We start from the raw sequence: 24,602 nt of genomic DNA, 5'->3' as shown, positions 1-24,602 counted from the left end.
CGGCCTCGCCTCACGCCCTCGGGGAGCGCAGTATCGCCCCGATGTGGGCGGCCGCCGTGGACAGATGGCGGCGCGCGTCGCGCAGCTGGTCGGCGTCGACGCCGTGGTCGCGGGCCGCGTCGCGGATGTCGTCGCGGAAGCGGTCCAGGAGCCGGTCGAGATCGCGAGCCGGCTCGCCGGTGAGCGGCTCGTGGGCCCAGGAGGGCTCGTAGACGGCTGGGAAGTCCTCCGGCGTCCGCTCGTACTCCGGCTCCGCGTACGGCCTGTCGGGGGTCGTACGGCCCCAGGCGAAGTCCTTGCCGAAGTCGCCGAACTCCTTGGCCAGCTCGGTCAGCCCCTCCTTCACCCCCGTCGGCCAGTCGCCCCGCGCGAAGTGGTCCTGCACCTGCTCCTGCACCCGGTGCGCGATGCGCTGCAGCTCCTCCTGCGCCTGGGCGCGGGCCCGCTCCTGGGCCTCCTTGGCCTGGCGCCGGGCACGCTGGGCCTCCTCGCGGGCCCGGCGGCTCTCGTCCTTGGCGCGCCGCGCCTGCTCCTTCCACTCCTGCTTGACGCGGCGCATCTCCTCCTTGGCGGCGCGCCACGCCTCCTTGTCGTCGGCGTCGCCGAAATCGGACAGGTCCGGGACCTCCTGGGCGTGGCTCGTCCGGCCGCTGCGGGCCTCGCTCGCCGCGGCGCGCATCTCGCGGCGCAGGTCACCCGCGGCGCCCCGCACGTCGGCGCGGATCTCGGCGGCCAGTTCGGCGACCGACTCGCGGATCTCCAGCTCCAGGTCGGCCAGTTCACCGCTGCGGTCGGCCAGTTCGGCGCGGCCGGCGTCGGTGATGGCGTACACCTTGCGGCCGCCCTCGGTGGTGTGGGTGACCAGGCCCTCGGCCTCCAGCTTCGCCAGCCGCGGGTAGACGGTGCCGGCCGACGGCGCGTACAGCCCCTGGAAACGCTCCTCCAGGAGGCGGATCACCTCGTAGCCGTGGCGGGGGGCCTCGTCCAGGAGCTTGAGCAGGTACAGACGCAGGCGGCCGTGGGCGAAGACGGGAGGCATGTCAGAGCACCTTCTTGTCGGTCGTGCCGTCGGCCGGGGCGCCGGATCCACCCGCGCCCGGACCGGAAACGGAATTGTCCCCCGAGGTGCTGCCGGAGCCTGCGGCCGGGCCGTCGTCGTGCGGCCGCGCCTCCCCGGGCTCGTCCTTCGCCAGGGGCCGCCGCAGCAGGGCGATGGAGCCGGAGACGGTGGTCGCCTTCAGCCGGCCGTTGCCCGCCCCGAGCCGGCCGGTGATCCGCTTGGCGCCCCACTGGCCGGTGACCCGCAGGTCCTCGAAGGCGTTGGAGACCGAACCGCTCGCGGTGTTCGCCTCCACCCGTGTGTCCGCCGGGTGCGGCAGGCGGATGGCGATCTCGCCCGAGACGCTGGTCAGACTGACATCGGTGGGATGGCCGGCGGGGTCCAGGTCCACGATCATCGAACCGCTCACCGAGTCCGCCCTGACCGCGGAACCGGAACCGTCCACCACGGTCAGGTCGCCGGAGACGGAGTTGAAGCGGAGATCGCCGCGCAGGGCCTGCGCCTCCACGTTCCCGGAGACGGTGTCGGCGCGCACCGGGCCGCCGAGGTCGACCAGGGTGGTGTCCCCGGTGACCCCCTTGACCTCGGCGCGGCCGTCGATGCCGGAGACCACGGCCTCGGCGCCGACCACGCCCACCTCCACCCGGGTGTGCGCGGGAACGGCCAGGGAGACGACGGCGCTGCGCCGCCGGCCCTTGCGGTCGAGCCACTTCAAAAAGCCCTTCCAGGGCAGGTCCTCGTACGCCACCGTCAGGGTGCCGCCCTGCTGGGTGACGAGCAGGGGCGGACCCTCGATCTCGGAGACCTCCAGGCGGGCGGAACCCTCGTCCGTGCCCACCACGTTCACCGTGCCGCTGACGATGCGCACGTGGAGTTCGCTCACCGGCTCGTCGAAGGTGAGCTTCTGCGGCTCCGCGACGGACCACTCGGACATGGGAGACCTCCTAGACCTCCTCGACACGCCATATCGCGTCTTACGTGATTCACGATATATCGCGGGCCCGGGAAGTCAAGACACTCGTTCTGGTGATCAGGGAGAGCGGAGGGCGGCGCCGCGGCCTTAGCGTGGGGACATGCCGACGGAAGACGCCCATGGCCGCGGCCGCCCGGCCGGCGGTGCCGCGTCCGGCGCGCTGCTGCTCTGCCGTGCCGCACCTGCGGCCGTCGCCCCCACCGCCCACCTGCTGCGCGAGCCCATGCTGCTCGCCGACGCGGGCGAGGGATGGAGCGTCCTCGTGCCCGAGGGACGGCCCTGGCGGCACGGCGGCGAACCGGCCGACCGGGTCCTCACCGGCTGGGCCACCGCCCTCGCCGTAGCCGCGCCCTGGCCCGTTCTCGCCCTGTGGTGGGACACCGATCGCGCCGGCTACACCCTCGCCGCGGGCTTCCGCCGCCCCGTCGGCTACGTCTGGCTGGCCAACGGCACCGCCGCCGGCGAGGACGAGGCGATGCGTACCTTCGCCGCCCGGCTGGGCCTCGACCCCGTCCTGGACGTGCAGGCCCTGGACCAGCTCACCCGCCCCGACGCGGCCGCCGACGCCCGCGCCCGGCTGCGCGGGCTCCTCGCCGTCCTCACCCGCGCCGGCGTCGTCCTGCCGCCCGGCCTCGACCCCGGAGCCCCCACCGACCAGCTCAGGCAGGCCGTCCTGCGCCGCCCCGGCGTCCGCGAGCTCGAGGCCCACGGCCTGCGCGAGGCGCTGCGCAGCGAACTGGACGCCGTGGAACGCGCCGCCCTGGCCCCCTGGCTGCCCTGGGCCACCACCCCTCAGGCACGCGCCCTGGGTGCCGCCCAGCTCGCGACGGGCCTCTCGCTCGCCCTGTGGGGCCTCAGACGGCACAGCGGCGGCTGGACGGCGGCCGGGGCGCTGCTGCTGGCCCACGGCGCCCTCGGCCTGACGTACGCACTCGCCCATCCCCGCGACTGACGTACCCACACACGCACCCCGGGACCGACACCGGGCCGGACGTCACGTGCTCACGTTACGTACTCACCCACCCCGCGACCGACACCGTGCGCCGGGCGCCCGTGGGTGCCCCGCGCACGCACGCGAAGCGTTACTCGTCGTCCTCGTCGTCCAGCCGCGCCAGCCAGGTCGCCAGGCGTTCCACCGGGACCTCGAAGTCCGGGTTCAGATCGACGAACGTCCGCAGCTGCTCGGCGAGCCACTCGAAGGTGACCTCCTCCTCGCCGCGCCGCTTCTCCAGTTCTTCGATGCCACGGTCGGTGAAGTACATGAGGTCAAGGATAAGTGCGCGCAAACGGCCGGGCCGCACCCCTGAGCAGGGGTGCGGCCCGGTCACGTACGACCCGCGGGAGCGGTTACGCCTCGAACACCTCGCGCACGAGCTGCTCCTGCTCCGCCTGGTGCCGCTTGGCGGAACCGACCGCCGGGGACGAGCCGTGCGGACGCGAGATGCGGCGCAGGCGCTCGCCGGCCGGGATGTCCGCGCCGACCGCCAGGTCCAGGTGGTCGATCAGGTTCAGGGCGATGAACGGCCAGGCGCCCTGGTTGGCCGGCTCCTCCTGGGCCCACAGGTACTTCTCGGCGTTCGGGTACTTGGCGATCTCGGCCTGGAGCTCGGCACCCGGCAGCGGGTACAGGCGCTCCAGACGCAGGATCGCGGTGTCCGTGATGCCCCGCTTCTTCCGCTCGGCGTCGAGGTCGTAGTAGACCTTGCCGGAGCAGAAGACGACCTTGCGGACCGCGTTTGCCTCCACCGAGGAGTCACCGATGACCGGCTGGAACTGGCCGGTGGTGAAGTCCTCCGCCTTCGACGCGGCGGCCTTCAGACGCAGCATCGACTTCGGCGTGAAGACGACCAGCGGCTTGTGGTGCGGGTTGTGCACCTGCCACCGCAGGAGGTGGAAGTAGTTCGCCGGGGACGTCGGCATGGCGACCGTCATGTTGTTCTGCGCGCACAGCTGCAGGAACCGCTCCGGGCGGGCCGAGGAGTGGTCCGGGCCCTGGCCCTCGTAGCCGTGGGGCAGCAGCAGCGTGACGCCGGAGGTCTGGCCCCACTTCTGCTCGGCGGAGGAGATGAACTCGTCCACCACCGTCTGGGCGCCGTTGACGAAGTCGCCGAACTGGGCCTCCCACAGCACGAGCGCGTTCGGGCGGGCCAGCGAGTAGCCGTACTCGAAGCCCATGGCCGCGTACTCGGACAGCAGCGAGTTGTAGACGTTCAGCCGCGCCTGGTCCTCGGAGAGGTACTGCAGCGGCGTGTACTCCTCGCCGGTGCTGCGGTCGATGATGACCGCGTGGCGCTGGCCGAAGGTGCCGCGCTGGGAGTCCTGGCCCGCCAGGCGGACCGGCACGCCCTCCAGCAGCAGCGAACCGAACGCCAGGGTCTCGCCCATGCCCCAGTCGATCGTGCCGTCCTCGACCATGGCCGCCCGGCGCTGCAGCTGCGGCTGCAGACGCGGGTGGACGGTGATGTGGTCGGGCACGTTGACCTGGGACTCGGCGATCCGCTTGACGACCTCCGCGGAGATCGCGGTCGGGACCGCGACCGGGAAGCCGTCCTGCGGCTCGGCGGCGGCGCCGCCGGCCGGCTGCGAGGTGGCCTCGCGGACCTCGGTGAAGACCTTCTCAAGCTGGCCCTGGTAGTCCTGCAGCGCCTGCTCGGCCTCTTCCAGGGTGATGTCGCCGCGACCGATGAGGGACTCGGTGTACAGCTTGCGCACCGAGCGCTTCTTGTCGATCAGGTCGTACATCAGCGGCTGGGTGAAGGCCGGGTTGTCCGACTCGTTGTGACCGCGGCGGCGGTAGCAGATGAGGTCGATCACCACGTCCTTGTTGAACGCCTGGCGGAACTCGAACGCCAGCCGCGCGACGCGGACGACGGCCTCGGGGTCGTCGCCGTTCACGTGGAAGATCGGGGCCTCGATCATGCGGGCCACGTCCGTCGCGTACATGGAGGAACGCGAGGACTCGGGGGCCGCGGTGAAGCCGACCTGGTTGTTGATGACGATGTGGACCGTGCCGCCGGTGCGGTAGCCGCGCAGCTGCGACATGTTCAGGGTCTCGGCCACCACGCCCTGGCCCGCGAAGGCCGCGTCGCCGTGGATCGCCACCGGCAGGACGGTGAAGTCCGTGCCGCCCTTGTTGATGATGTCCTGCTTGGCGCGGGCGACGCCCTCCAGGACCGGGTCGACCGCCTCGAGGTGCGAGGGGTTGGCCACGAGCGAGACCTTGATCTGCTCGCCGTCCAGGCCGGTGAACGTCCCCTCGGCGCCCAGGTGGTACTTCACGTCGCCGGAGCCGTGCATCGACTTCGGGTCGAGGTTGCCCTCGAACTCGCGGAAGATCTGCGCGTACGACTTGCCGACGATGTTGGCCAGCACGTTCAGGCGGCCGCGGTGGGCCATGCCGATGACGACCTCGTCCAGGCGGGACTCGGCAGCGGAGTCGATGACCGCGTCCAGCAGCGGGATGACGGACTCGCCGCCCTCCAGGGAGAAGCGCTTCTGGCCGACGTACTTCGTCTGCAGGAACGTCTCGAAGGCCTCGGCGGCGTTCAGGCGGCGCAGGATGCGCAGCTGCTCCTCGCGCTCCATCTTGGAGTGCGGGCGCTCCACACGGTCCTGGATCCACTTGCGCTGCTTGGGGTCCTGGATGTGCATGAACTCGATGCCGGTGGTGCGGCAGTACGAGTCGCGCAGCACGCCGAGGATGTCGCGCAGCTTCATCATCGACTTGCCGGCGAAGCCGCCGACGGCGAACTCGCGCTCCAGGTCCCACAGGGTGAGGCCGTGCTCGACGATGTCCAGGTCGGGGTGCTTGCGCTGCTTGTACTCCAGCGGGTCGGTGTCGGCCATGACGTGGCCGCGGACCCGGTACGAGTGGATCAGCTCGAAGACGCGGGCGGCCTTGGTGACGTCGTCGTCGTGGCTGGCGTCGATGTCCTTGAGCCAGCGGACCGGCTCGTAGGGGATGCGCAGCGCCTCGAAGATGTCGTCGTAGAAGCCCTTCTCGCCGAGCAGCAGGTTCGCGACGATCCGCAGGAACTCGCCGGAGGCGGCGCCCTGGATGACCCGGTGGTCGTAGGTCGACGTGAGCGTCATGACCTTCGAGATGCCGAGCTTGTTCAGGGTGTCCTGGCTGGTGCCCTGGAACTCCGCCGGGTAGTCCATGGAGCCGACGCCCATGATCACCGACTGGCCGGGCATCAGCCGCGGCACGGAGTGGACGGTGCCCAGGCCGCCGGGGTTGGTCAGCGAGACCGTGACACCGGTGAAGTCGTCCATCGTCAGCTTGCCGTCACGGGCGCGGCGGACGATGTCCTCGTAGGCCTGCCAGAACTCGAAGAAGTTCAGCGTCTCGGCCTTCTTGATCGCCGCGACGACGAGCTGGCGGTCGCCGTTGGGCTTGACCAGGTCGATGGCGAGACCGAGGTTGACGTGCTCCGGCTTGACCAGGGTGGGCTTGCCGTCCTTGAGCTGGTACGACCAGTTCATCGCCGGCATGGCCTTGATGGCCTGCACCATCGCGTACCCGATGAGGTGCGTGAAGGAGATCTTCCCGCCGCGGGCGCGCTTGAGGTGGTTGTTGATGACGATGCGGTTGTCGAAGAGCAGCTTCACCGGGACCGCGCGCACCGAGGTGGCGGTCGGCATCTCCAGCGAGGCGTCCATGTTCTTCGCGACCGCGGCGGACGGACCGCGCAGCGTCACGAGCTCCGGACCGGCCGGGGCCTCCTTCTCCGGACCGGCCGGGGCCCCCTTGGCGGGCTCCGCCTTCGGCTGAGCGGGCGCCTGTGCGGGACGCGCCGGCTGAGCCTGGGCGGGGGCGGCCTTCGCCGCGGGGGCGGGGGCCTGGGCCGGCGCGGCGGCCGCGGGCTTCGCAGCCGCGGGAGCCGGGGCGGCGCTCGGCGCCGGAGCGGCCGGAGCGGCCGCCTGCGGGGCCGGGGTGGTGGGGGGCGTCGTGGTGGGGGTCTGCGCGGCCCCCGCGGCCGCGCTACCCGACGCAACCGGGGCTCCTGCCGCCCCCGGCTTGTAGTCGGCGAAGAAGTCCCACCAGGCACGGTCTACCGAATTCGGGTCCTGGAGGTACTGCTGATAGATCTCGTCGACGAGCCACTCATTGGGACCGAACGCGGCAGCGGGGTTCTTTCCCGCTTGGTCGGCGTCGGTCGTAGGTGCGCTCGATGCGTTACTGGGGGACTGTGGCGACACGGCGGCAACCGCCCTCTTCCGCTTCACAAGGTGATGGACAGCGGGAATAAAGGCTACGCCTCCCTGAGGGTGAAGGTCAGGTCGGGCCCGTTCATCGTCGCGTAAGTCACATCTCAGCCCGTGTTTCGGGGCTTGAAATGGCGGGAAACAAGCGTGGTTCCGGTGTGAAAGAGGCGTGCCGGGGTACGGCGACGAGGGCCCGTCACGCGCTGCGTGCGGGCCTGTGCCTGATCACACGTGTCCGTCGGCGCGGACGCTCGTGGATCTTGAGGCTCCGCTTCGAACCCTACGTCAACTTTGAACGGTTGACTCTCCTGGAAGAGTGACAAGAATCCGGCAACCTCGCTCGGATTCGGCCACCCCGATGCGGCCCCCGTGCAGGTCCACGGCCCAGCGCGCGATCGCGAGGCCCAGCCCCGTGCCGCCGTCGCTGCCGGGACCGTGCGGCCGCGTGACCACACCCCGGTTGAACCGCTCGAAGACGCGGTGCCACTCCGACTTCGGAATACCGGGCCCCTCGTCCAGGACCTCCAGCTCCAGCGAGCCGGGCGTCCTCCCGCTCCGCGCCTTGACCGTGACCCGGCCGTGCGGCGGGCTGTGCTTGACCGCGTTGTCGATGAGGTTCGCCACGACCTGGTGGATGCGTTCCGGGTCGGCGTGTGCGGTCAGGTCGCTCGGGAAGACGTCCAGGTGCAGATGGACGTCGGCACGGGTGTGGCTGCCGGAGCCGGAGGCGATGCCCGCGCGCGCCGAGGCGACCATGTTGGCCTCCTTCAGCACGCCGGACAGGTACGGCCACACCTCGAAGCGACGTTTCTTCAGCGGTACGACGCCGTTGTCCAGCCGGGACAGGTCCAGCAGCGTCTCCACCAGCCGGCCCAGCCGCTCGGTCTGCTTCAGCGCCGTGCGCATGGTCTCGGGATCGGCCTCGGTGACGCCGTCGACGATGTTCTCCAGCACCGCCCGCAGGCCCGCGATGGGGGTGCGCAGCTCGTGCGAGACGTTCGCCACCAGCTCCTTGCGCTGGCGGTCCTGCGCCTCCAGCTCGTCCGCCATCACGTTGATCGTCTGGGCGAGGTCGCCAAGCTCGTCCCGGCGGCTCTCGCGCACCCGGCGCGTGTAGTCGCCCTGCGAGATGGACCGGGCCACGGTGTTCATCTCGTCCAGCGGCGCGGTCAGCGAGTGCGCCACGAACTGCGTGATCAGCAACGTGGCGATCATGGAGAAGACCGTGATGAAGCGCAGCTCCGTGCGGGTGCGCATGGCGATCATCATCAGGCCCGTGGTGATCAGCACCGCGATGACGACCAGCGCACCGAGCTTGGTCTTGATCGAGAACGGGCGAACGCCGCCCCAGGGTTCCCTGGGACGGCGTCGTGCGGCCGGCCGCCCGTCGCTCATGGCGTCGGCGTCTCCAGCGCGTAGCCCACACCGTGCACGGTACGGATCCGCTCGGCGCCGATCTTCCGGCGCAGCGCCTTGATGTGGCTGTCGACCGTGCGGGTGCCGGAGGCGTCCGCCCAGTCCCACACCTCCGCCAGCAGCTGCTCACGGGAGAGCACCGCGCGCGGGGTGTTCGCCAGGCACACCAGCAGGTCGAACTCGGTGGGCGTCAGATGCACGTCCTCCGACTTCACCCGGACCCGGCGCTGCGCGTGGTCGATCTCCAGCTCGCCCAGGCGCATCACACCGCTGCGCGGCGTGGCGGCGGCCAGCGCGGCCCGCTCCACCCGGCGCAGCAGCACGTGCACGCGGGCGGCCAGCTCCCGCATCGAGAACGGCTTGGTCATGTAGTCGTCGGCCCCGACGCCCAGCCCGACCAGCATGTCGGTCTCGTCGTCGCGGGCGGTGAGCATCAGCACCGGAACCGGCCGCTGCGCCTGCACCCGCCGGCAGACCTCGAGCCCGTCGAAGCCGGGCAGCATGATGTCGAGGATCAGCAGATCGGGCTGCCATGCCTCGGCGGTGTCGACGGCCGCCGGGCCGTCACCCGCGGTTTGCACGAGGAATCCCTCGGCGCGCAGGCGGGCCGCGATGGCGTCGACGATCGTCGGATCGTCCTCGACGACCAGGACCCGCCGCTGCGCGCCGGGGGTCGCCGTCGTGCCGCTCTGGGAGGTGTGTGTCTGCTCCATCGCCCGCCCCTGAAGTGTGCTTTCCGGAATCAGTGGGGTGATCCCTCGGTCTGCGCGTGACTGCGATTGACGCTTGAATGATCCGCGTCAGGGAAGCAGCGTACGGGGAGTCACCACGGCTTTGCTATTCAGGTCGGATCCCGAGGTGCACGACGTCGGGAACGCCTCGGGCAACGGGGATCTCTTCCGTACGCACCTGCTGGAACCCGACATTCCCCAAGGTTTCTTCGAATTCCGGAGACGGCTGGGCGGACCACACCGCGAGCACTCCGCCGGGCCTCAACGCCCTTGCGCAGCTTGCCAGTCCGGCCGGTGAGTACAGTCCGTCGTTGCCGTCCGTGACGGTCCAGCCGGGCCCGTTGTCGATGTCCAGGCACAGCGCGTCGAACGTGGCGGATGTCTCATTGACGTAGTCCACCAGGTCGTCGTGGACGATCTCGGTGCGCGGATCGGCCAGTGCCGCGCGGGAGAGTTCGCCGAGCGGACCGCCGCGGTGCCAGTCGATGACGGCCGATTCCCTTTCCACCACGGTGATCCGGCCCCACCGCGAATTCGCAGCCGCATGGGCCAGCGAGAAGCCGACGCCCAGCCCGCCGATCAGCACGTGCGGCGCGGGGCGGCCGCCGAGGGCTTCCAGCGCGGCGTCGACCAGCAGCCGCTCGCTGCGGCCGTCGGAGGTGTCCATCAGAAAGCATCCGTTGGCGATGATCTGCAGCAGCTCGCCGTGCCGCCGCAGCACGACCTCGCCGTAGGGACCCTCGCGGCGGTCCAGGACCTCAGGACTGTCGTACGTCGTGGACATGGACCCCATCCTGCATGAACGTGGCTTTGCGGGAACGGGAATTACCGGATGCGCGTTCAGCGCCCCGCGCGGCGCGGCACGTTCGGCGCCTCGCCCCCCGGCGCCGGCCCGGGCGCCAGCTGCGGACGCGGCGGACGCGGTGGACGCGGTGGACGCGGTGGACGCGGTGGACGCGGTGGCACGCCTACGCTCGGAAGCGGGCGGGGGCGGGTGTGCGGCGAAGGGCTGTGACCGTGGTCGCGGAGTACCCGTTCGTGGGACGCGCGGACGTGCTGTTCGAGCTGCGCCGCGCGCTGGAGAGGGCCGCCTCCGGACGCGGCGGACTCCTCACGCCGACCGGGGCCGCCGGCGCGGGCAAGACCCGTACCGCCGAGGAGGCCGCCGCCCGCGCGGACGGCGTGCGCACCCTGCGGAGCTGGTGCCCGCCGGAGACCGCCACGACCGCCTTCCGCCCCTGGGCGCGGCCGCCGCGCCCGCTCTTCGCGGCCGACGTGCGGTGCGGGAGGCCGGCCGCGGCCTCCCCACCCCTGCGGGCCCTGCTGTCCGGCGCCACGGCCGACGCGCTGCACGGCGCGGCCCCCGGGACCGCGCGGCTGCGGCTCACCGGCGACGTCGCGGAGCTGCTGACCCAGGCCGCCGCGCGGTGCCCGGTGCTGCTGGTCCTCGACGACGTGCACGCCGCCGGCGCCTCCTCGCCGCGCCTGCTGCTGGAGGCCACCGACACCGCCCGCTGCGCGCCCGTGCTGCTGCTCGCCACCGCCCGCGACGACGCCGTCTGGCCCGACCGTGCCCGGGCCGCGCCCAGCTGCTGCGCCGCGGCCGCACCCTGCCGCTGGGCCCGCTGCCGCAGGAGGACGTCGCCGCGCTGGTGGCGGCGGCCACCGGCACGGCCGCGGACCCGGCGCCGTGCGCGCACTGGTACGGCGCACCGGCGGGGACGCCTTCTTCGTCACGGAGCTGCTGCGGGCCGGCGGCTGGGACGCGCGGGCGGCGGGACGCCGACAGGCGGGCTGCCCGGGGGCCCCTCCGTTGCCGTACGGGCCGCGGTCGCCGCGCGGCTCGCCGAGCTCACGCCGCCTGCCGCGCGGCTGCCGGCCGTCGCGTCCCGCGTCACCGCGTCGACGCCGCCCCCACCGGGCTCGTCCTGGAGTTCGACGAGCAGTGGGAGGACGAACAGGGCCGCTGGTACTGCCGCGAGATGATGCGCGCCGACGTCCGCGACGGTGCGATCAGCGAGACGTCCGTGTACCGCACGGGGGACTGGTCGCCGGCCCCGCAGGCCGCCCACGCCCGGGAGGTGACGCTGCTGCGCCCGTGAAGCGCCGGCGGCCGGCGGACGCGTAAGAACGTTGAGAGGTTGCTGAGAATCCGGTCACGGGTGGCGTGGATCACAGACAGTGGGCAGTCGGAACCCGAAAGGTGGGCGGTGACGGAAGGAGCGCCTCACCGTGGAACGCACTGCGAGGGTCGACACTGCACCCGCCGACGCGCCCCTTCCGGCCGATCTGCCGGACCTCACGCAACTGCTGGACGGCATGCCCGGCCAATCCCGGCGCCAGGGCCCGCAGGCACGCGTCGAGCCGCTCGGCGGTGCCACCGAGGCCGCGCCGGCCGCCCGTGACCGGCTGCGAGCGGTACGCCCCGGGCAGCTGCTGCCCACTCCACGGGCGACCCCCTTCACGTTCGCCTACGCCGTCGTCCTCGCCGTCACCTCGCTCGTCTCCGCGTACGCCGACCCCGCCGTCGTGCAGGCGCTGCAGCAGGGGTCCAGCACGGACGTGGCGCACCTGGTGCGCCACCCCGTGCTGGTGCTCGTCGGCAGTGCGCTGTGGATCGCCGGCGGGGTGCTCTCGCCGTACACGCTCGGCTTTCTGCTCGTCCTGACCGCGCTGGAGCGGCGCGTCGGCGGTCTGCGCACGGCCGGTGTCTTCCTGTGCGGGCACGTGCTGGCGACGCTGGCGACCGAGGTGCCGGTCGGAGTCGCCGTCGCCACCGGTCAGCTGCCGGACACCTCACTGCACCGCCTCGACTACGGCATCAGCTTCGGCGTCGCCGCTGGGGTGGGCGCGCTGGCCGGGCTGCTGACTCCCTGGCTGCGCTGGCCCCTGCTGGCCTGGGTCGCGCTGATCATCGGCCAGGACCTGCTGTCCTCCTACGACCCGCTCACCAGCTGGGGCCACGCGATAGCGCTGACCATCGGCATCACCACCTGGCCCGGCCTGCGCCGCGCGGTGACCCGCGGCGGGCGCTGACGGCCCGCAGTCGCGGGCCCGACGCACGCAGCGGCAGGTGCGGAAGCCGCCGGACGACCCGCATCACCATTCCCCTGATCGCCCCTCGGCCCCTTGATCGCTCACAGCGAACACCTGTCTGGGAACATCCCGCGGCGCCCAAGCATTGAGTCGGTACAACTCAACTTGACTGCCGAAAGGGAGATCATGGCTTCGACGTCCGCATCGCTCACCCTCCCTGTGCTGCCGCTCGACGACGAGGTCGTGCTGCCCGGGATGGTGGTTCCGCTGGACCTGAGCGACTCCGAGGTGCGCGCCGCGGTGGAGGCCGCGCAGGCCGCCGCCGGCTCCCAGGCCGGAAAGCCCAGGGTCCTGCTCGTGCCACGCATCGACGGGACCTACGCGAGCACCGGTGTCCTCGGCACCGTCGAGCAGGTCGGCCGGCTGGCCGACGGCGACCCCGGCGCCCTGATCCGCGGCCGCGGCCGCGTCCGGATCGGCGCCGGCACCACAGGCCCGGGTGCGGCGCTGTGGGTCGAGGGCACGCAGCTCGACGAGACACAGCCGGACCCCGTGCCGGGACACGTGCAGGAACTGGTCAAGGAGTACAAGGCCCTCGCCACCTCGTGGCTGAAGAAGCGAGGCGCCTGGCAGGTCGTCGACCGCGTCCAGGCCATCGACGACGTCTCCGCGCTCGCCGACAACTCCGGCTACTCGCCCTTCCTCACCACCGCGCAGAAGGTGGAACTGCTCGAGACCGCCGACCCGGTCGCCCGGCTCAAGCTCGCCACCCAGCAGCTGCGCGACCACCTCGCCGAGCAGGAGGTCGCCGAGACCATCGCCAAGGACGTCCAGGAAGGCGTCGACAAGCAGCAGCGCGAGTTCCTGCTGCGCCGCCAGCTGGAGGCCGTCCGCAAGGAACTGCGCGAGCTGAACGGCGAGACGGAGGGCGAGGAGTCCGACGACTACCGCGCCCGCGTCGAGGCCGCCGACCTCCCCGAGAAGGTCCGCGAGGCCGCGCTCAAGGAGGTCGACAAGCTGGAGCGCGCCTCCGACGCCTCGCCCGAGGGTTCCTGGATCCGCACCTGGCTCGACACGGTCCTCGAGATGCCGTGGAACGAGCGCACCGAGGACGCCTACGACATCCAGGGCGCCAAGGCGATCCTGGACGCCGAGCACGCCGGGCTGACCGACGTCAAGGAACGCATCACCGAGTACCTGGCCGTGCGCAAGCGCCGCGCCGACCGCGGCCTGGGCGTCGTCGGCGGCCGCCGCGGCGGTGCCGTGCTGGCCCTGGTGGGCCCGCCGGGCGTGGGAAAGACGAGCCTCGGCGAGTCGGTGGCCCACGCCATGGGCCGCAAGTTCGTCCGCGTCGCCCTCGGCGGTGTGCGCGACGAGGCCGAGATCCGCGGTCACCGCCGTACGTACGTCGGCGCGCTGCCCGGCCGGATCGTGCGGGCCGTCAAGGAGGCCGGCTCCATGAACCCGGTCGTCCTGCTCGACGAGATCGACAAGGTCGGCTCCGACTTCCGGGGCGACCCGGCGGCGGCCCTGCTGGAGGTTCTCGACCCGGCGCAGAACCACACGTTCCGCGACCACTACCTGGAGGTCGAACTCGACCTGTCCGACGTCGTCTTCCTGGCCACCGCCAACGTCCTGGAAGCCATCCCCGAGGCGCTCGCCGACCGCATGGACATCGTCCGCCTCGACGGCTACACCGAGGACGAGAAGGTCGTCATCGCCCGCGACCACCTGCTGCCGCGTCAGCTGGAGCGGTCCGGACTGAGCAAGGACGAGGTCACCCTCGACGAGGACGCCCTGCGCAAGCTGGCCGGCGAGTACACCCGCGAGGCGGGGGTGCGCACCCTGGAGCGATCCATCGCCCGTCTGCTGCGCAAGGTCGCGGCCCAGCACGAACTGGGCGAGCGCGAGCTGCCGTTCACGGTCACCGCGGACCACCTGCGCGACCTGATCGGCCGCCCGCACCACGTGCCCGAGTCCGCCCAGGACCCGGCCGAGCGCCGCACCGCCGTCCCCGGTGTGGCGACCGGCCTCGCGGTCACCGGCGCCGGCGGTGACGTCCTCTACGTCGAGGCGTCCCTGGCCGACCCGGAGACCGGCGCCGCCGGACTGACCCTCACCGGTCAGCTCGGTGACGTGATGAAGGAGTCCGCGCAGATCGCGCTGAGCTTCCTGCGCAGCCACGGGGCCGAACTGGAGCTGCCCGTGGGCGATCTGAAGGACCGGGGTGTGCACATCCACTTCCCGGCGGGCGCGGTCCCCAAGGACGGCCCGAGCGCCGGCATCACGATGACGACGGCCCTGGCGTCCCTGCTGTCCGGCCGTCTGGTCCGCACCGACGTGGCGATGACGGGCGAGGTGTCGCTGACCGGCCGGGTGCTGCCCATCGGCGGCGTGAAGCAGAAGCTGCTCGCCGCCCACCGCGCGGGGGTGACCACGGTGATCATCCCCAAGCGCAACGAGCCCGACCTGGACGACGTCCCGGCCGAGGTGCTGGACAAGCTGGACGTGCACGCCGTGACCGACGTCCGGCAGGTCCTGGAACTGGCGCTCGCGCCCGCCACGAGCGAGGCGACGCCGGAGGTTCCGGTCGCGGCGTAGCGGGCCTCTCCCAGGCGTCGAGCACGGGGGGAGGACGCGACCGGACGAGGGAAGGCCCGGGTCCCGTGAGGGAGGCCCGGGCCCGACCCGTACACAGCCGCCGTCGCCGGCGCGCGCTCGGCACGCACGGCGCGCCGGCCAGGTCCGCGTCCGCCACATCCGCACCGGCGCGGTCCCGGCGGCGCAGGCCACGACCGTGACCGGCCGGGGCGAAGGCCACGACCGTGACCGGCCAGGCGGCCGCGTCCGGTACCGACCAGCCCCACAGCGGTACGGAGGTGCTGTCCCCGCCGCGATGGCGCGGAAGCGCTGTCCACCGCCGCGACGAGCAGCACCGGGCGCCGGACGCGTCATCCGGCGTGCGGGAGCGGCCGCGTCGGACGGCTCGGACGCCGGCGCCGAAGCGGCTGCGGGCGCCGAGACGGTCCAGCAGGTGCGGCCAGGCGCGGGCGGTGCACGCGAAGACGCCGAGGCGCTTGGCGGTCGCCTCGTCCGTGTGCCCCTCGGCCTGCAGGGCCGCGCGACCGCCCGGCCCTGCAGGCCGAGGGCGTCACCCTCGGGCGCCGGCGAGCCGCCCCGCGGGCTTGCTGTTCGAGTCGGTCGCCTCCCACGAGGGGTGATCGCCCGCGTCGTCTCCGCCGTGCTCGCCCTGGCGGCGGGCCACGGGCTCGGCCGTGCACCGGGCGCGACCGGTCGCGGCGCCGCCGCGAGCGCGCCGCTGACGGGCGGTGCGCGGACCTGGCCGGCCTATTGGTGCCGCGCCCGGATGCGCGGGTGCGGTGCGGACGGCGGCCGCGCGCCGCGACGGACGGCGGCGCACCCCCGCCGACGGCCAGAAGGCCGCCGGCGCGGGATGTCCGCTAGCCGTTGGCCAGCGCCTGGAGCCGGTCGTAGGCCCCGTTGAACTTGTCGTGGTCACCGACCGTCGGGCCGGACGAGGTGTACTGCCACATCGTGTGGTACGCCCAGCCGGCCGGCAGCGTGCCCGGATCGGTGGCGTACCGGGCGATCCACAGCGGGTTGGTGGTGGCGAAGCCGCCGTAGTTCCCGGTGCACTGGGTCCACCAGCTCGTCGCCGTGTAGATGACGGCGTCGCGGCCCGTGCGGGCCTTGTACTGGTTCAGGAAGTCGCTGATCCAGGCGACCATCCCGCTCTGCGTCTTGCCGTAGCAGGCGGCGCCGTAGGGGTTCCACTCGATGTCGAGGGCGCCCGGGAGAGTCTTGCCGTCGCGGGACCAGCCGCCGCCGTGGTCGACGAAGTAGTTGGCCTGGGTGGCACCGCTGGTGGTGTCGGGCGTCGCGAAGTGGTACGAGCCGCGGATCATGCCGACGTTGTAGGAGCCGTTGTACTGCTGCGCGAAGTAGGGGTTCGTGTAGTACGTCCCCTCGGTGGCCTTGACGTACGACCACTGCACGCCGCTGCTCCACAGGGTGGACCAGGCGACGTTGCCCTGGTGGCCGGAGACATCGACGCCTTCCGTCTGGGTGGCGTCACCGGTACTGGGCGTGCCGCTGCGGCCGTCGTGGGCCACGACGCCCATGCCCATGTAGGCGGAGCCGCGTGCGGGGACGTCGGCCGACTGAGCGGACGCGGGCAGGGCGAGGGAGAGCACCGCGAGACCGGCCGCAGCGAGCGGGGCGAGCAGGCGGCGGCGTGCGGAACCGGGTCTGTGCACGGGCATGACGTGCCTCCGAAGGCGTCGGTGGGGAACGCTGGGCGTCGGTGGGGAACGCTGGACGACGTGCTGCACAGGTGGCCCGATCGTGACTGGCGTGGGCATGCCAGTCAGGGGCCTGGTAAAAGAAGCTACGCACGTAGACCGTATGGAGGGAAGGGGTCCGGGCGCTGCCGTTGGTCTAGCCCTGCGAAATACTGACCGAGCTGCGGCGATGGCGGGCGCCTGGCGGAAACTTTCAGGATCGGGAAACCGGATCAGGGGACTGACGTGCACGAGGACGCGAACGGCGCGGAGCATCGGGGCGAACCCGGGGCGGCGCCGAGTGGTGTGGACCAGGAGTTCCTGGCGCTGGAACGCGAGCTGACGGTCTTCCTGCGCCGGGCCCGTGCGAGCCAGGGCGAGATGGCCCGCGAGGTCCACCCGGACCTGGAGTCGGCCGCCTACGGCCTGCTGGTCCGGCTGGACGAGTGCGGCCGGCAGCGCGCCACCGAACTGGCCGCCTACATCGGTGTCGGCAAGGCCACCATGTCCCGCCAGCTGCGGGCCCTGGAGGAGCTGGGTCTGGTGGCCCGTGAACCCGACCCGGCCGACGGCCGCGCCTGGCTGGTCCATCTCACCGAGGAGGGCCACCGCCGGGTGAGCAGCGTCCGCGAAGCCCGCCGCGCCCGCTACGTCAGCAAGCTCGCCCACTGGAACCGCCGCGAGGTGGCCGAACTGGCCCGGTTGCTGAACCAGTTGAACCGGGGCATGGAGAAGTGACGGCCCCGCCTTCGGGCGCGTCGGGCGGCGCGGCCGTGGGTCATCACTCCGCGCAGACCATCGTCGCGACCGGCCGCGCGGCCACAGGTGGTCACTTCGCGCGGCCGGGCGGCGGGGCCACAGGTGGTCACTGCGGGCGGCCGGGCGGCGGGGCCGTGGGTCACCACTCCGCGTAGACCACCGTCGCGTCGTCGTGGGTCTTGCTGCCGCCCAGCCAGGCGCGTGCCTGCGCGTCCGCGCGTTCCAGGGAGCGGACGCGGGCCACCAGGGCCTGGGCGCCCTCCTTCTGGATCAGCCTGAGACAGTCCGCCCAGTCGCCCTCGCGGAACTTCTCCACCCAGCGCGTCGCCCCGTCCGTCAGCGCGGCCAGCGCGGTCACCTCCTCGCGCGGCAGGGAGCCGGTGACCGCTCGATCGGCGACCGAGGGGTCGGCGGCCGCCGTGAAGAAGCCGCCCTCCTTGTTGCGCAGGTGCGCGTCGATCATCTCGTCCGTGGCCAGCGCGGCACGCGGCAGCCGGGCCAGCCGCTCGTCGAGGACCGCCGTCACCAGGCCCGCCGGGGAGTGCACCAGCAGCGCGGAGTCGGACAGCACCAGGTACTCGACGAGAGCCGCGGACCAGCGGGCCAGGACGACGGTTGCCTGGGGGGTGCGCGGGTGAGAAAGGTCACAGGTCCCCGCGTGTGCGGCGGAGGTGCGTGCGATGGCGCGGGCGAGGACCTCCGCCAGGGGGACATCCGGGAGCGAAACGGTCAGTTCGGTCAGTGCTCCGCCGAGGCGTGCCGTGTACCAGGGGACGGAATGCAGACAGCCCATGTCCCCGCCCCTGGGCGGGGTCACCCCGTCCAGCACGACGAGCGACCCGCCCTGTCCGGAAGCGGGCACTCCGATGCCGGCGAAGTCCTCGTTGGGGCGGATCGGGTCACCGGGTTCCGAGACGAGTTCCGTACGCATCCGGCCAGTCTGCACGAGCCCTTCACATGCTCCGCGAACGGCTGGCAAACATCGCGGCTTCGCCGTACCGGCCCCGCCGCGGCGCCGGTTTTGGGATGGAATGCTTCACTCCGCCAAGGCGTGGCGGCGAATCCTGCCAAAGCGCGCCGCAGACGTCCAACCGGCCCGCCGCGCAAGGGCGCTGCACGCGCCAGAGGAACTTGCCCGCCAACTCGTCCCCGATGTTCACTCCTTCGGGTGGCGGGGCAGGTGATGCCCGCCCGCTGCCCACCGGCACTGGGAGGGTCGGGAACCGTACCGGACGCACGCGCCGATTGACGGGGTGTCATCCGGTCCCATGGCTACACGAGTACAGGAATGCGAGCACCGGTGCAGAAGACGCGGCCTCGGCGCACAGGCAGGCAGTCGGCCCCCGAAGGGGGCGCACAGCCCCCAGTCGTCGGCAAGGGCCGCCCCACCCACGTCCGCAATCGGCTGATCGTCGCCGTGGCGGTGGTGGCAGCCGCCATCGCGGGCGCCGGCGCCCCGTCCGTCATCGCCGCCTCCGGGCAGCTGAAGGACACCCAGGACCTGGTCACCCTCGCCGGACAGACCCAGGAGGCGCTGACCCTCGCCCACGCCCTCGCCGACGAACGCGACGACGTCACCTCGTACGTCGCCGCCGGCCGGCCCAAGGCGAAGGCGCCCGACGAGCAGCGCAGCGCCCGCGTCGACCGGCAGGTCGAGGAACTGCGCGCCGACACCGACCTGCCCGCCGCACTGCGCACCGACCTCGACGGCATCGCCGCCGTCCGCCGGGCCGCGCTGACCGGCCGGAGCGGCGCCCTCGAGGCCCACCAGGCGTACTCGGCCGCGATCACCGAACTGCACCGGCTCACCGAGCAGCTCGCCCAGCAGAGCCCGCCGCGCGCCGGCTCATGGGGGTCCCCCCTGTTCGAGCGAAGCCGAGAACTCGGGGGAGCCTACGCCCTCGCCCAGCTGGACTCCGCCGTCCAGCAGGCCGCCGCCACCCGTGGCCTGCTGCTCGCCGCGCTGAACGTCCCCGCCGGCAGCCGTAGCACCATCGACCCGGTCACCGGCCTGTCCGAGACCGGCTCGGACTCGTCCGCCGCCAAGCAGCGCGACGCGCTCACCGCCGCCGCCCAGCAGGCCCGGCTGCGCTCCGACGCCGCCCTCGCCGACTTCCACGAGTCGGCGCCCCGGCAGGCGGTGACGTCGTACGACTCCACCGTCACCGGACCGGAGACCACCACCGCCGAGAAGTACCTCGCCCGCCTCACCGACCAGCCCGCCCTGGACGACGACGAGCTCGACACCTCCGCCCGCAAGCTCGACGCGGCCCTGTCCGCGCGCATCGAGCTGATGCGCGGCGCGGAGGCCGCGCTCTACGAGCACCGCACCAAGGCCCTGGAGCAGCTGCGTGACGACGACGTCACCGCGCTGGAGATCCGCGTCGGGATCCTCGGCGCGCTGATCCTGCTCACCGTCGGTATCGCCACCGCCATGGCCCGCAGCCTCACCCGCCCGCTGTCGGTGCTGCGGCGCGGCTCGGCCCGCCTGGCCGAGGCCGAGGACCCGGCCACGCAGGAACCGGTGAAGTTCACCGGCCGCAACGACGAGTTCGCCCAGGTCGTCCGCTCCGTCAACGCCCTGCACGCGCACGCCGTCGCCCTCGCCGAGCGCGTCGGCACCCTGGAGTCCGACCGCAAGCACCTGGTCGGCCAGCGGCAGAAGATGGCCGACGCCCGCGAGGAACTGCGCGCCGAACTCGCCGAGTCCGCAGCCCAGCTGGACCGGCTGCGCGCCAGCATCGGCTCCACCTTCGTCAACCTCGCCCTGCGCACTCTCGGCCTGGTCGAGCGTCAGCTCGCCGTCATCGAGGGCCTGGAGGAGCGCGAGCAGGACCCCGACCGCCTGGCCACCCTGTTCAAGCTCGACCACTTCGCCACGGTCATGCGCCGGCACAGCGAGAACCTCCTCGTCCTCGCCGGTACCGAGCACGTCCAGCAGCACGCGGGCCCCGTCCCGCTGGTCGACGTCGTCCGCGCCGCCGTCAGCGAGATCGAGCGCTACGAACGGGTCCGCATCGCGGCCCTCCCGCCGCACGGGCACGTGGCCGGATTCGCCGCCGACGACCTCTCCCACCTGCTGGCCGAACTCATGGAGAACGCCACCGCGTTCTCCCCGCCCGACGTGCCCGTCGAGGTCTCCGGATGGCTGCTGGAGAACGGCGAGGTCATGCTCTCCGTCCAGGACGAGGGCATCGGCATGACGGACGAGCGGATGGAGCGGCTCAACGCCCGCCTCACCGCCTTCGACCCCAACACGCCGTACGACCAGGAGGGCGACGAGGGCCTCGGCCTCGGCCTCTACGTCGTGGCCCGCCTCGCCCACCGGCACGGCGTGCGGGTGCGGCTGCGCGAGCAGAAGCAGGGCGGAACGGCCGCGGTCGTCGTCCTGCCGCAGTCGCTGCTGGCCCCCACCCCGCCGGCCGCGGTCGCCCCGCCCGCGCACACCGCGAGCACCACCCAGACCTTCTCCCTGCCGGGCGCCGACGCCGAGGCCAACTCCAACGTCCTGCACGGCCGCACGAGCGACGGCGACCGCCTGATCGCGCTCGCGGAGAAGGCGGTACGGGACCGGGAGCAGGCCCAGGCCGGGGAGCGCGCGCCCGGGCAGGACACGGCCCAGCAGCCGACGCCGGCCGACGAGCCGGAGCCGCAGCGGGCCGGGCAGCCGGCACCGGCCGAGGACGCCGTACCGCAGCCCGCGCCGCCCGCGGAGTCCCCCGCCGAGATGACGATGGAGCTGCTGATCCCGTCCCCGAAGACGGAGGAAGCGGCCCCCGAGCCCGCGTCCGAGCCCGCGACGGTGCCGGCCCCCGCCCCCGGATCCGTGGCCGCCGACGGCGACGGACCCGGCGGCGGCGAAGCCGAGGCGGAGGCCGAGGCGGAGCACGAGCGCACCGCGGACGAGGAAGACCAGTACACCGCGAAGGGCCTCCCCAAGCGCACCCCCAAGATCACCGCCCCCGCCCAGGCGGAGCGCCCCCGGACCAAGTCCGTGGACGCCGAAGCCCTGCGTCGGCGGCTCGGCGGCTTCCGCCAGGGCGCCACCGCCGGCTACCGCGACGCCCAGGCGGAGATCGCCGAGCAGACGGGCCAGACCAGGACACCCGCGGCGCAGCCCGCGGAGCGACGACCTACACAAGACGCCACGGGGGGCACAGTCGAGGAGGCAAGCAGTTGACCGCGCCCAGTACCTTCGGTCTGAGCAGTGAAGCCCGCAACCTGCACTGGCTGTTGAGCAACCTCGTCGAGGAGGTCCCCGGCATCGTCTCGGTCGCCGTGGTCTCCTCCGACGGCCTGCTGCTGCTCTCCTCCGACCAGGACCGCAACCTCGAGGCCAGGCAGGCCCAGCAGGCCACCCGGACCACCGGCCCCCGCGGCTCCGCCGCCGACCTCGCCACCATCGTCTCCGGTATCGGCAGCCTCACCATCGGCGCGGCCAAGCTGATGGACGGCGGCGCGGTCAAGCACACGATGGTCGCCATGGAGGAAGGCAGCCTGTTCGTGATGTCGATCAGCGACGGCTCGCTGCTCGGCGTGCACGGCTCCGCGGAGTGCGACATGAGCGTCGTGGCGTACCACATGGCCCTGTTCGTGGGCCGTGCCGGGCATGTGCTGACCCCCGAACTCCGCAGCGAACTGCGGAAATCCCTGGAGTCCTCCTCGATGGGGAGTGAGCGATGAGCAGCATGTCCCATGCCGCGAAGGACCGGTTGCCGGTGCGCGGCGGCGACCGCAAACCGGCCCGTGTGCGCCCCTACTCGCTCACCGGCGGCCGTACCCGCTTCGGTCACGTGCTGCTCGTCGAGACGTTCGTGGCCGCGCTGGACGCCCCGGAGGAGCGCAGGGAGCTGACGAAGGGTACGCTCGCCACCCGCGTGATGCCGGAGATGCGGGCCATCGTCGAACTGTGCCGCCGTATGCGCACGGTGGCCGAGATCGCCGCGCTGCTGAAGATGCCGCTCGGTGTGGTCCGCGTCCTGCTGAGCGACCTCGCGGACCAGGGAAAGATCCGCGTGTACGGAACGGGCACCGGCCACGGCACGGGCCGGCCGGACCGCGCGCTGCTGGAAAGGGTGCTGAGTGGACTCCGTCGTCTCTGACGCCGCTCGTGGCGTCTCCCCGTTCGCCGAGGCGGCCCGTGTCGCCGAGCCCGACGAGGAGCTGAAGTCCTGGCAGACGGACCGCACCCGTGCCCCCATCGCCACGAAGATCGTGGTGGCTGGCGGCTTCGGCGTGGGCAAGACCACACTGGTCACGTCCGTCTCGGAGATCACGCCTCTGCAGACCGAGGCGCTGATGACCGAGGCGAGCCAGGAGACGGACGACCTCACGGCCACCCCGGGCAAGCTGACCACCACGGTGGCGATGGACTTCGGCCGCATCACGCTCGACGACGACCTGGTGCTGTACCTGTTCGGTACGCCGGGGCAGCAGCGGTTCTGGTTCATGTGGGACGACCTGGTGCGCGGCGCGATCGGCGCCGTCGTGCTGGCCGACACCCGGCGGCTGAAGGACTGCTTCCCCGCGCTGGACTACTTCGAGAGCTGCGGGCTGCCGTACGTCGTCGCGGTCAACCACTTCGACGGCACCGAGCTGTTCGAGCCCGAGGACGTGCGCGAGGCCCTCACGATTCCTCCGCACATACCTGTCATGATCATGGACGCGCGGCGCCGGATCTCGGTGATCGAGACGCTCCTCGCCCTCGTGGCCCACACGCTCGAGGAAACCCCCGAGTAGTCCCACCGGTACCGAGGGGTCCAACCGGACCCGAGAAGTCCATCTAGGAGAGACATCCCCGCATGCGGAAGATACTCGTCGTAGGGGCCGGACAGTCCGGCCTCCAGCTCGCCCTCGGCCTGCAGGCGCACGGCTACGAGGTCACCCTGATGTCGAACCGGACCGCGGACGAGATCCGCTCCGGCCGGGTCATGTCCACGCAGTGCATGTTCCACACGGCACTCCAGCACGAGCGTGACCTCCAGCTGAACTTCTGGGAGTCCCAGGCCCCGAAGATCGAAGGACTCGGCGTCTCGGTGGCGGCCCCCGGCTCCTGGGCCGAGGGCCCGGCGGCCCGCGCCATCGACTGGGTGGGCCGGCTCGACGGGTTCGCGCAGTCGGTGGACCAGCGGGTGAAGATGGCCGGCTGGATGGAGACGTTCGCACAGCGCGGCGGCCAGCTCGTCATCCACGGCGCGGCGGTCTCCGACCTCGACTACTTCTCCCGCGCCTACGACCTCGTCCTGGTCTCCGCCGGCAAGGGCGAACTGGTGTCGATGTTCGAGCGCGACGCCTCCCGCTCCCCGTACAGCGAACCCCAGCGCGCGCTGGCGGTGGCGTACGTGCACGGTCTCGGCCCGCGCCCGGAGCACCCGGAGTTCGACGCGGTCCGCTGCAACCTGGTGCCCGGCGTCGGCGAGCTGTTCATCATGCCGACGTTCACCACCTCCGGCCGCGCCGACATCCTGTTCTGGGAGGGCATACCCGGCGGCCCGCTCGACGTCTTCAAGGGCGTCAAGGACCCGGCGGAGCACCTCTCCCTGACCCTGGAACTCATGGAGCGGTACACCCCCTGGGAGTACGCGCGGGCCACGAAGGTCGAGCTGACCGACGCGGGCGGCACGCTGGCCGGCCGCTACGCGCCGACCGTGCGCAAGCCGATCGGGCGTCTGCCCGGTGGCGGCGCGGTGCTCGGCGTCGCCGACGTGGTCGTCGCGAACGACCCGATCACCGGGCAGGGCTCCAACTCGGCGTCCAAGTGCGCGGCCGCCTACCTGGCCGCCATCCTCGAGCACGGTGACAAGCCGTTCGACGAGGACTTCATGCAGCAGGCGTTCGACCGCTACTGGCAGACCGCGCAGCACGTCGTGAAGTGGACCAACGCGATGCTGGCGCCGCCGCCGGAGCACGTGCTGAACCTCATCGGCGCCGCGGGCCAGCTCCAGCCGGCCGCCGACCGGTTCGCGAACGCGTTCAACGACCCGGCCGACTTCGAGAACTTCTTCTACGAGCCGGAGAAGACGGCCGCGTACCTGGGTTCGCTGACCGGCTGACGTCGGACGCCGTCGGCTGACGCGGATCCGGCCCGGCTGAGGCGGGCCGCGGCGGTCGGGTGGCTC

The 24,602-nt window shown here is 72.4% G+C and carries 19 protein-coding genes; 10 read left to right on the top strand and 9 right to left on the bottom strand.

Annotation, left to right across the window (positions count from 1 at the left end):
• Window positions 1–10: 10 nt before the first annotated feature.
• Both ACZ67Q_RS08520 and ACZ67Q_RS08515 read right to left on the bottom strand, forming a co-directional pair.
• Window positions 11–1,039: a PadR family transcriptional regulator gene (locus tag ACZ67Q_RS08520; protein WP_471178176.1), complete on the bottom strand. Its 1,029-nt coding sequence runs from the start codon at window positions 1,037–1,039 to the stop codon at window positions 11–13.
• Window position 1,040: 1 nt separating this feature from the next.
• A complete protein-coding gene (locus tag ACZ67Q_RS08515) occupies window positions 1,041–1,994 on the bottom strand; it encodes a DUF4097 family beta strand repeat-containing protein (RefSeq protein ID WP_471178173.1) in 954 nt (317 codons plus the stop codon).
• 139 nt (window positions 1,995–2,133) lie between these two features.
• Here ACZ67Q_RS08515 and ACZ67Q_RS08510 point away from each other — a divergent pair, with 139 nt between their 5' ends.
• On the top strand, window positions 2,134–2,985 hold the full coding sequence (locus ACZ67Q_RS08510) for a hypothetical protein (RefSeq protein WP_471178170.1): 852 nt from the start codon (window positions 2,134–2,136) through the stop codon (window positions 2,983–2,985).
• Between the two features lie 130 nt (window positions 2,986–3,115).
• Here the strand turns inward: ACZ67Q_RS08510 and ACZ67Q_RS08505 are convergent, their stop codons facing one another.
• The 5 genes from ACZ67Q_RS08505 to ACZ67Q_RS08485 form a co-directional block, all read right to left on the bottom strand.
• Window positions 3,116–3,295: a DUF6104 family protein gene (locus ACZ67Q_RS08505; protein WP_003992906.1), complete on the bottom strand. Its 180-nt coding sequence runs from the start codon at window positions 3,293–3,295 to the stop codon at window positions 3,116–3,118.
• Window positions 3,296–3,380: 85 nt separating this feature from the next.
• A complete protein-coding gene (locus ACZ67Q_RS08500) occupies window positions 3,381–7,235 on the bottom strand; it encodes a multifunctional oxoglutarate decarboxylase/oxoglutarate dehydrogenase thiamine pyrophosphate-binding subunit/dihydrolipoyllysine-residue succinyltransferase subunit (protein ID WP_471178167.1) in 3,855 nt (1,284 codons plus the stop codon).
• A 291-nt stretch (window positions 7,236–7,526) separates the two neighbouring features.
• The gene (locus tag ACZ67Q_RS08495) at window positions 7,527–8,636 is read right to left on the bottom strand and encodes a sensor histidine kinase (RefSeq protein WP_471178165.1); all 1,110 of its coding nucleotides are present in this window, start codon (window positions 8,634–8,636) and stop codon (window positions 7,527–7,529) included.
• A complete protein-coding gene (locus ACZ67Q_RS08490; protein WP_103781389.1) occupies window positions 8,633–9,370 on the bottom strand; it encodes a response regulator transcription factor in 738 nt (245 codons plus the stop codon). Before ACZ67Q_RS08490 ends, ACZ67Q_RS08495 begins: the two co-directional genes overlap by 4 nt.
• A gap of 124 nt (window positions 9,371–9,494) precedes the next feature.
• Entirely contained in the window at window positions 9,495–10,172 is a 678-nt protein-coding gene (locus ACZ67Q_RS08485; RefSeq protein ID WP_471178162.1) for a spermine/spermidine synthase domain-containing protein, read from the bottom strand.
• A 233-nt stretch (window positions 10,173–10,405) separates the two neighbouring features.
• Between ACZ67Q_RS08485 and ACZ67Q_RS08480 the strand changes: the two genes are divergently transcribed.
• The 3 genes from ACZ67Q_RS08480 (at window position 10,406) to lon (ending at window position 15,025) form a co-directional block, all read left to right on the top strand.
• On the top strand, window positions 10,406–11,374 hold the full coding sequence (locus tag ACZ67Q_RS08480) for an ATP-binding protein (protein ID WP_471178159.1): 969 nt from the start codon (window positions 10,406–10,408) through the stop codon (window positions 11,372–11,374).
• A gap of 246 nt (window positions 11,375–11,620) precedes the next feature.
• Entirely contained in the window at window positions 11,621–12,424 is an 804-nt protein-coding gene (locus ACZ67Q_RS08475) for a rhomboid-like protein (protein ID WP_471178157.1), read from the top strand.
• Between the two features lie 186 nt (window positions 12,425–12,610).
• Window positions 12,611–15,025 carry an endopeptidase La gene (gene lon, locus ACZ67Q_RS08470; RefSeq protein ID WP_471178155.1) on the top strand — a complete coding sequence of 805 codons (2,415 nt, stop codon included), beginning with the start codon at window positions 12,611–12,613 and terminating at the stop codon, window positions 15,023–15,025.
• 860 nt (window positions 15,026–15,885) lie between these two features.
• On the opposite strand, the gene ACZ67Q_RS08465 is transcribed toward lon, so the two are convergent.
• Window positions 15,886–16,707 carry a lysozyme gene (locus ACZ67Q_RS08465; protein WP_471178152.1) on the bottom strand — a complete coding sequence of 274 codons (822 nt, stop codon included), beginning with the start codon at window positions 16,705–16,707 and terminating at the stop codon, window positions 15,886–15,888.
• A 264-nt stretch (window positions 16,708–16,971) separates the two neighbouring features.
• Here ACZ67Q_RS08465 and ACZ67Q_RS08460 point away from each other — a divergent pair, with 264 nt between their 5' ends.
• Window positions 16,972–17,463: a MarR family winged helix-turn-helix transcriptional regulator gene (locus ACZ67Q_RS08460; RefSeq protein ID WP_471178150.1), complete on the top strand. Its 492-nt coding sequence runs from the start codon at window positions 16,972–16,974 to the stop codon at window positions 17,461–17,463.
• A 160-nt stretch (window positions 17,464–17,623) separates the two neighbouring features.
• On the opposite strand, the gene ACZ67Q_RS08455 is transcribed toward ACZ67Q_RS08460, so the two are convergent.
• Complete coding sequence (locus ACZ67Q_RS08455; protein WP_471178147.1) at window positions 17,624–18,415, bottom strand: protein phosphatase 2C domain-containing protein; 792 nt, start codon at window positions 18,413–18,415, stop codon at window positions 17,624–17,626.
• Between the two features lie 369 nt (window positions 18,416–18,784).
• Between ACZ67Q_RS08455 and ACZ67Q_RS08450 the strand changes: the two genes are divergently transcribed.
• The 5 genes from ACZ67Q_RS08450 (at window position 18,785) to ACZ67Q_RS08430 (ending at window position 24,536) form a co-directional block, all read left to right on the top strand.
• Window positions 18,785–21,664 carry a sensor histidine kinase gene (locus ACZ67Q_RS08450; RefSeq protein ID WP_471178144.1) on the top strand — a complete coding sequence of 960 codons (2,880 nt, stop codon included), beginning with the start codon at window positions 18,785–18,787 and terminating at the stop codon, window positions 21,662–21,664.
• Window positions 21,661–22,167, top strand: a complete 507-nt coding sequence (locus ACZ67Q_RS08445; RefSeq protein ID WP_471178141.1) for a roadblock/LC7 domain-containing protein — start codon at window positions 21,661–21,663, stop codon at window positions 22,165–22,167. The genes ACZ67Q_RS08450 and ACZ67Q_RS08445 overlap by 4 nt, the downstream gene beginning before the upstream one ends.
• Before the next feature lie 5 nt (window positions 22,168–22,172).
• Window positions 22,173–22,586: a DUF742 domain-containing protein gene (locus ACZ67Q_RS08440; RefSeq protein WP_471178923.1), complete on the top strand. Its 414-nt coding sequence runs from the start codon at window positions 22,173–22,175 to the stop codon at window positions 22,584–22,586.
• Window positions 22,567–23,223: a GTP-binding protein gene (locus ACZ67Q_RS08435; protein WP_361630982.1), complete on the top strand. Its 657-nt coding sequence runs from the start codon at window positions 22,567–22,569 to the stop codon at window positions 23,221–23,223. The genes ACZ67Q_RS08440 and ACZ67Q_RS08435 overlap by 20 nt, the downstream gene beginning before the upstream one ends.
• A 62-nt stretch (window positions 23,224–23,285) precedes the next feature.
• The gene (locus tag ACZ67Q_RS08430; RefSeq protein WP_471178138.1) at window positions 23,286–24,536 is read left to right on the top strand and encodes a styrene monooxygenase/indole monooxygenase family protein; all 1,251 of its coding nucleotides are present in this window, start codon (window positions 23,286–23,288) and stop codon (window positions 24,534–24,536) included.
• The last annotated feature ends 66 nt before the right edge of the window (window positions 24,537–24,602 follow it).

The organism is Streptomyces sp. NPDC036813 (assembly GCF_055609245.1).
The sequence above is the reverse complement of the archived record's forward strand: the minus strand, read 5'-3'. Positions and strand labels throughout refer to the sequence as shown.

Excerpts from the sequence above, each read along its gene's own strand:
- ACZ67Q_RS08495 (WP_471178165.1), bottom strand. The coding sequence starts at position 8,636 with ATGAGCGACGGGCGGCCGGCCGCACGACGCCGTCCCAGGGAACCCTGG.
- ACZ67Q_RS08430 (WP_471178138.1), top strand. The coding sequence starts at position 23,286 with ATGCGGAAGATACTCGTCGTAGGGGCCGGACAGTCCGGCCTCCAGCTC.
- ACZ67Q_RS08515 (WP_471178173.1), bottom strand. The coding sequence starts at position 1,994 with ATGTCCGAGTGGTCCGTCGCGGAGCCGCAGAAGCTCACCTTCGACGAG.
- ACZ67Q_RS08465 (WP_471178152.1), bottom strand. The coding sequence starts at position 16,707 with ATGCCCGTGCACAGACCCGGTTCCGCACGCCGCCGCCTGCTCGCCCCG.
- ACZ67Q_RS08455 (WP_471178147.1), bottom strand. The coding sequence starts at position 18,415 with ATGCGTACGGAACTCGTCTCGGAACCCGGTGACCCGATCCGCCCCAAC.
- ACZ67Q_RS08440 (WP_471178923.1), top strand. The coding sequence starts at position 22,173 with ATGTCCCATGCCGCGAAGGACCGGTTGCCGGTGCGCGGCGGCGACCGC.
- ACZ67Q_RS08510 (WP_471178170.1), top strand. The coding sequence starts at position 2,134 with ATGCCGACGGAAGACGCCCATGGCCGCGGCCGCCCGGCCGGCGGTGCC.
- ACZ67Q_RS08520 (WP_471178176.1), bottom strand. The coding sequence starts at position 1,039 with ATGCCTCCCGTCTTCGCCCACGGCCGCCTGCGTCTGTACCTGCTCAAG.
- ACZ67Q_RS08490 (WP_103781389.1), bottom strand. The coding sequence starts at position 9,370 with ATGGAGCAGACACACACCTCCCAGAGCGGCACGACGGCGACCCCCGGC.
- ACZ67Q_RS08485 (WP_471178162.1), bottom strand. The coding sequence starts at position 10,172 with ATGTCCACGACGTACGACAGTCCTGAGGTCCTGGACCGCCGCGAGGGT.
- ACZ67Q_RS08505 (WP_003992906.1), bottom strand. The coding sequence starts at position 3,295 with ATGTACTTCACCGACCGTGGCATCGAAGAACTGGAGAAGCGGCGCGGC.
- lon (WP_471178155.1), top strand. The coding sequence starts at position 12,611 with ATGGCTTCGACGTCCGCATCGCTCACCCTCCCTGTGCTGCCGCTCGAC.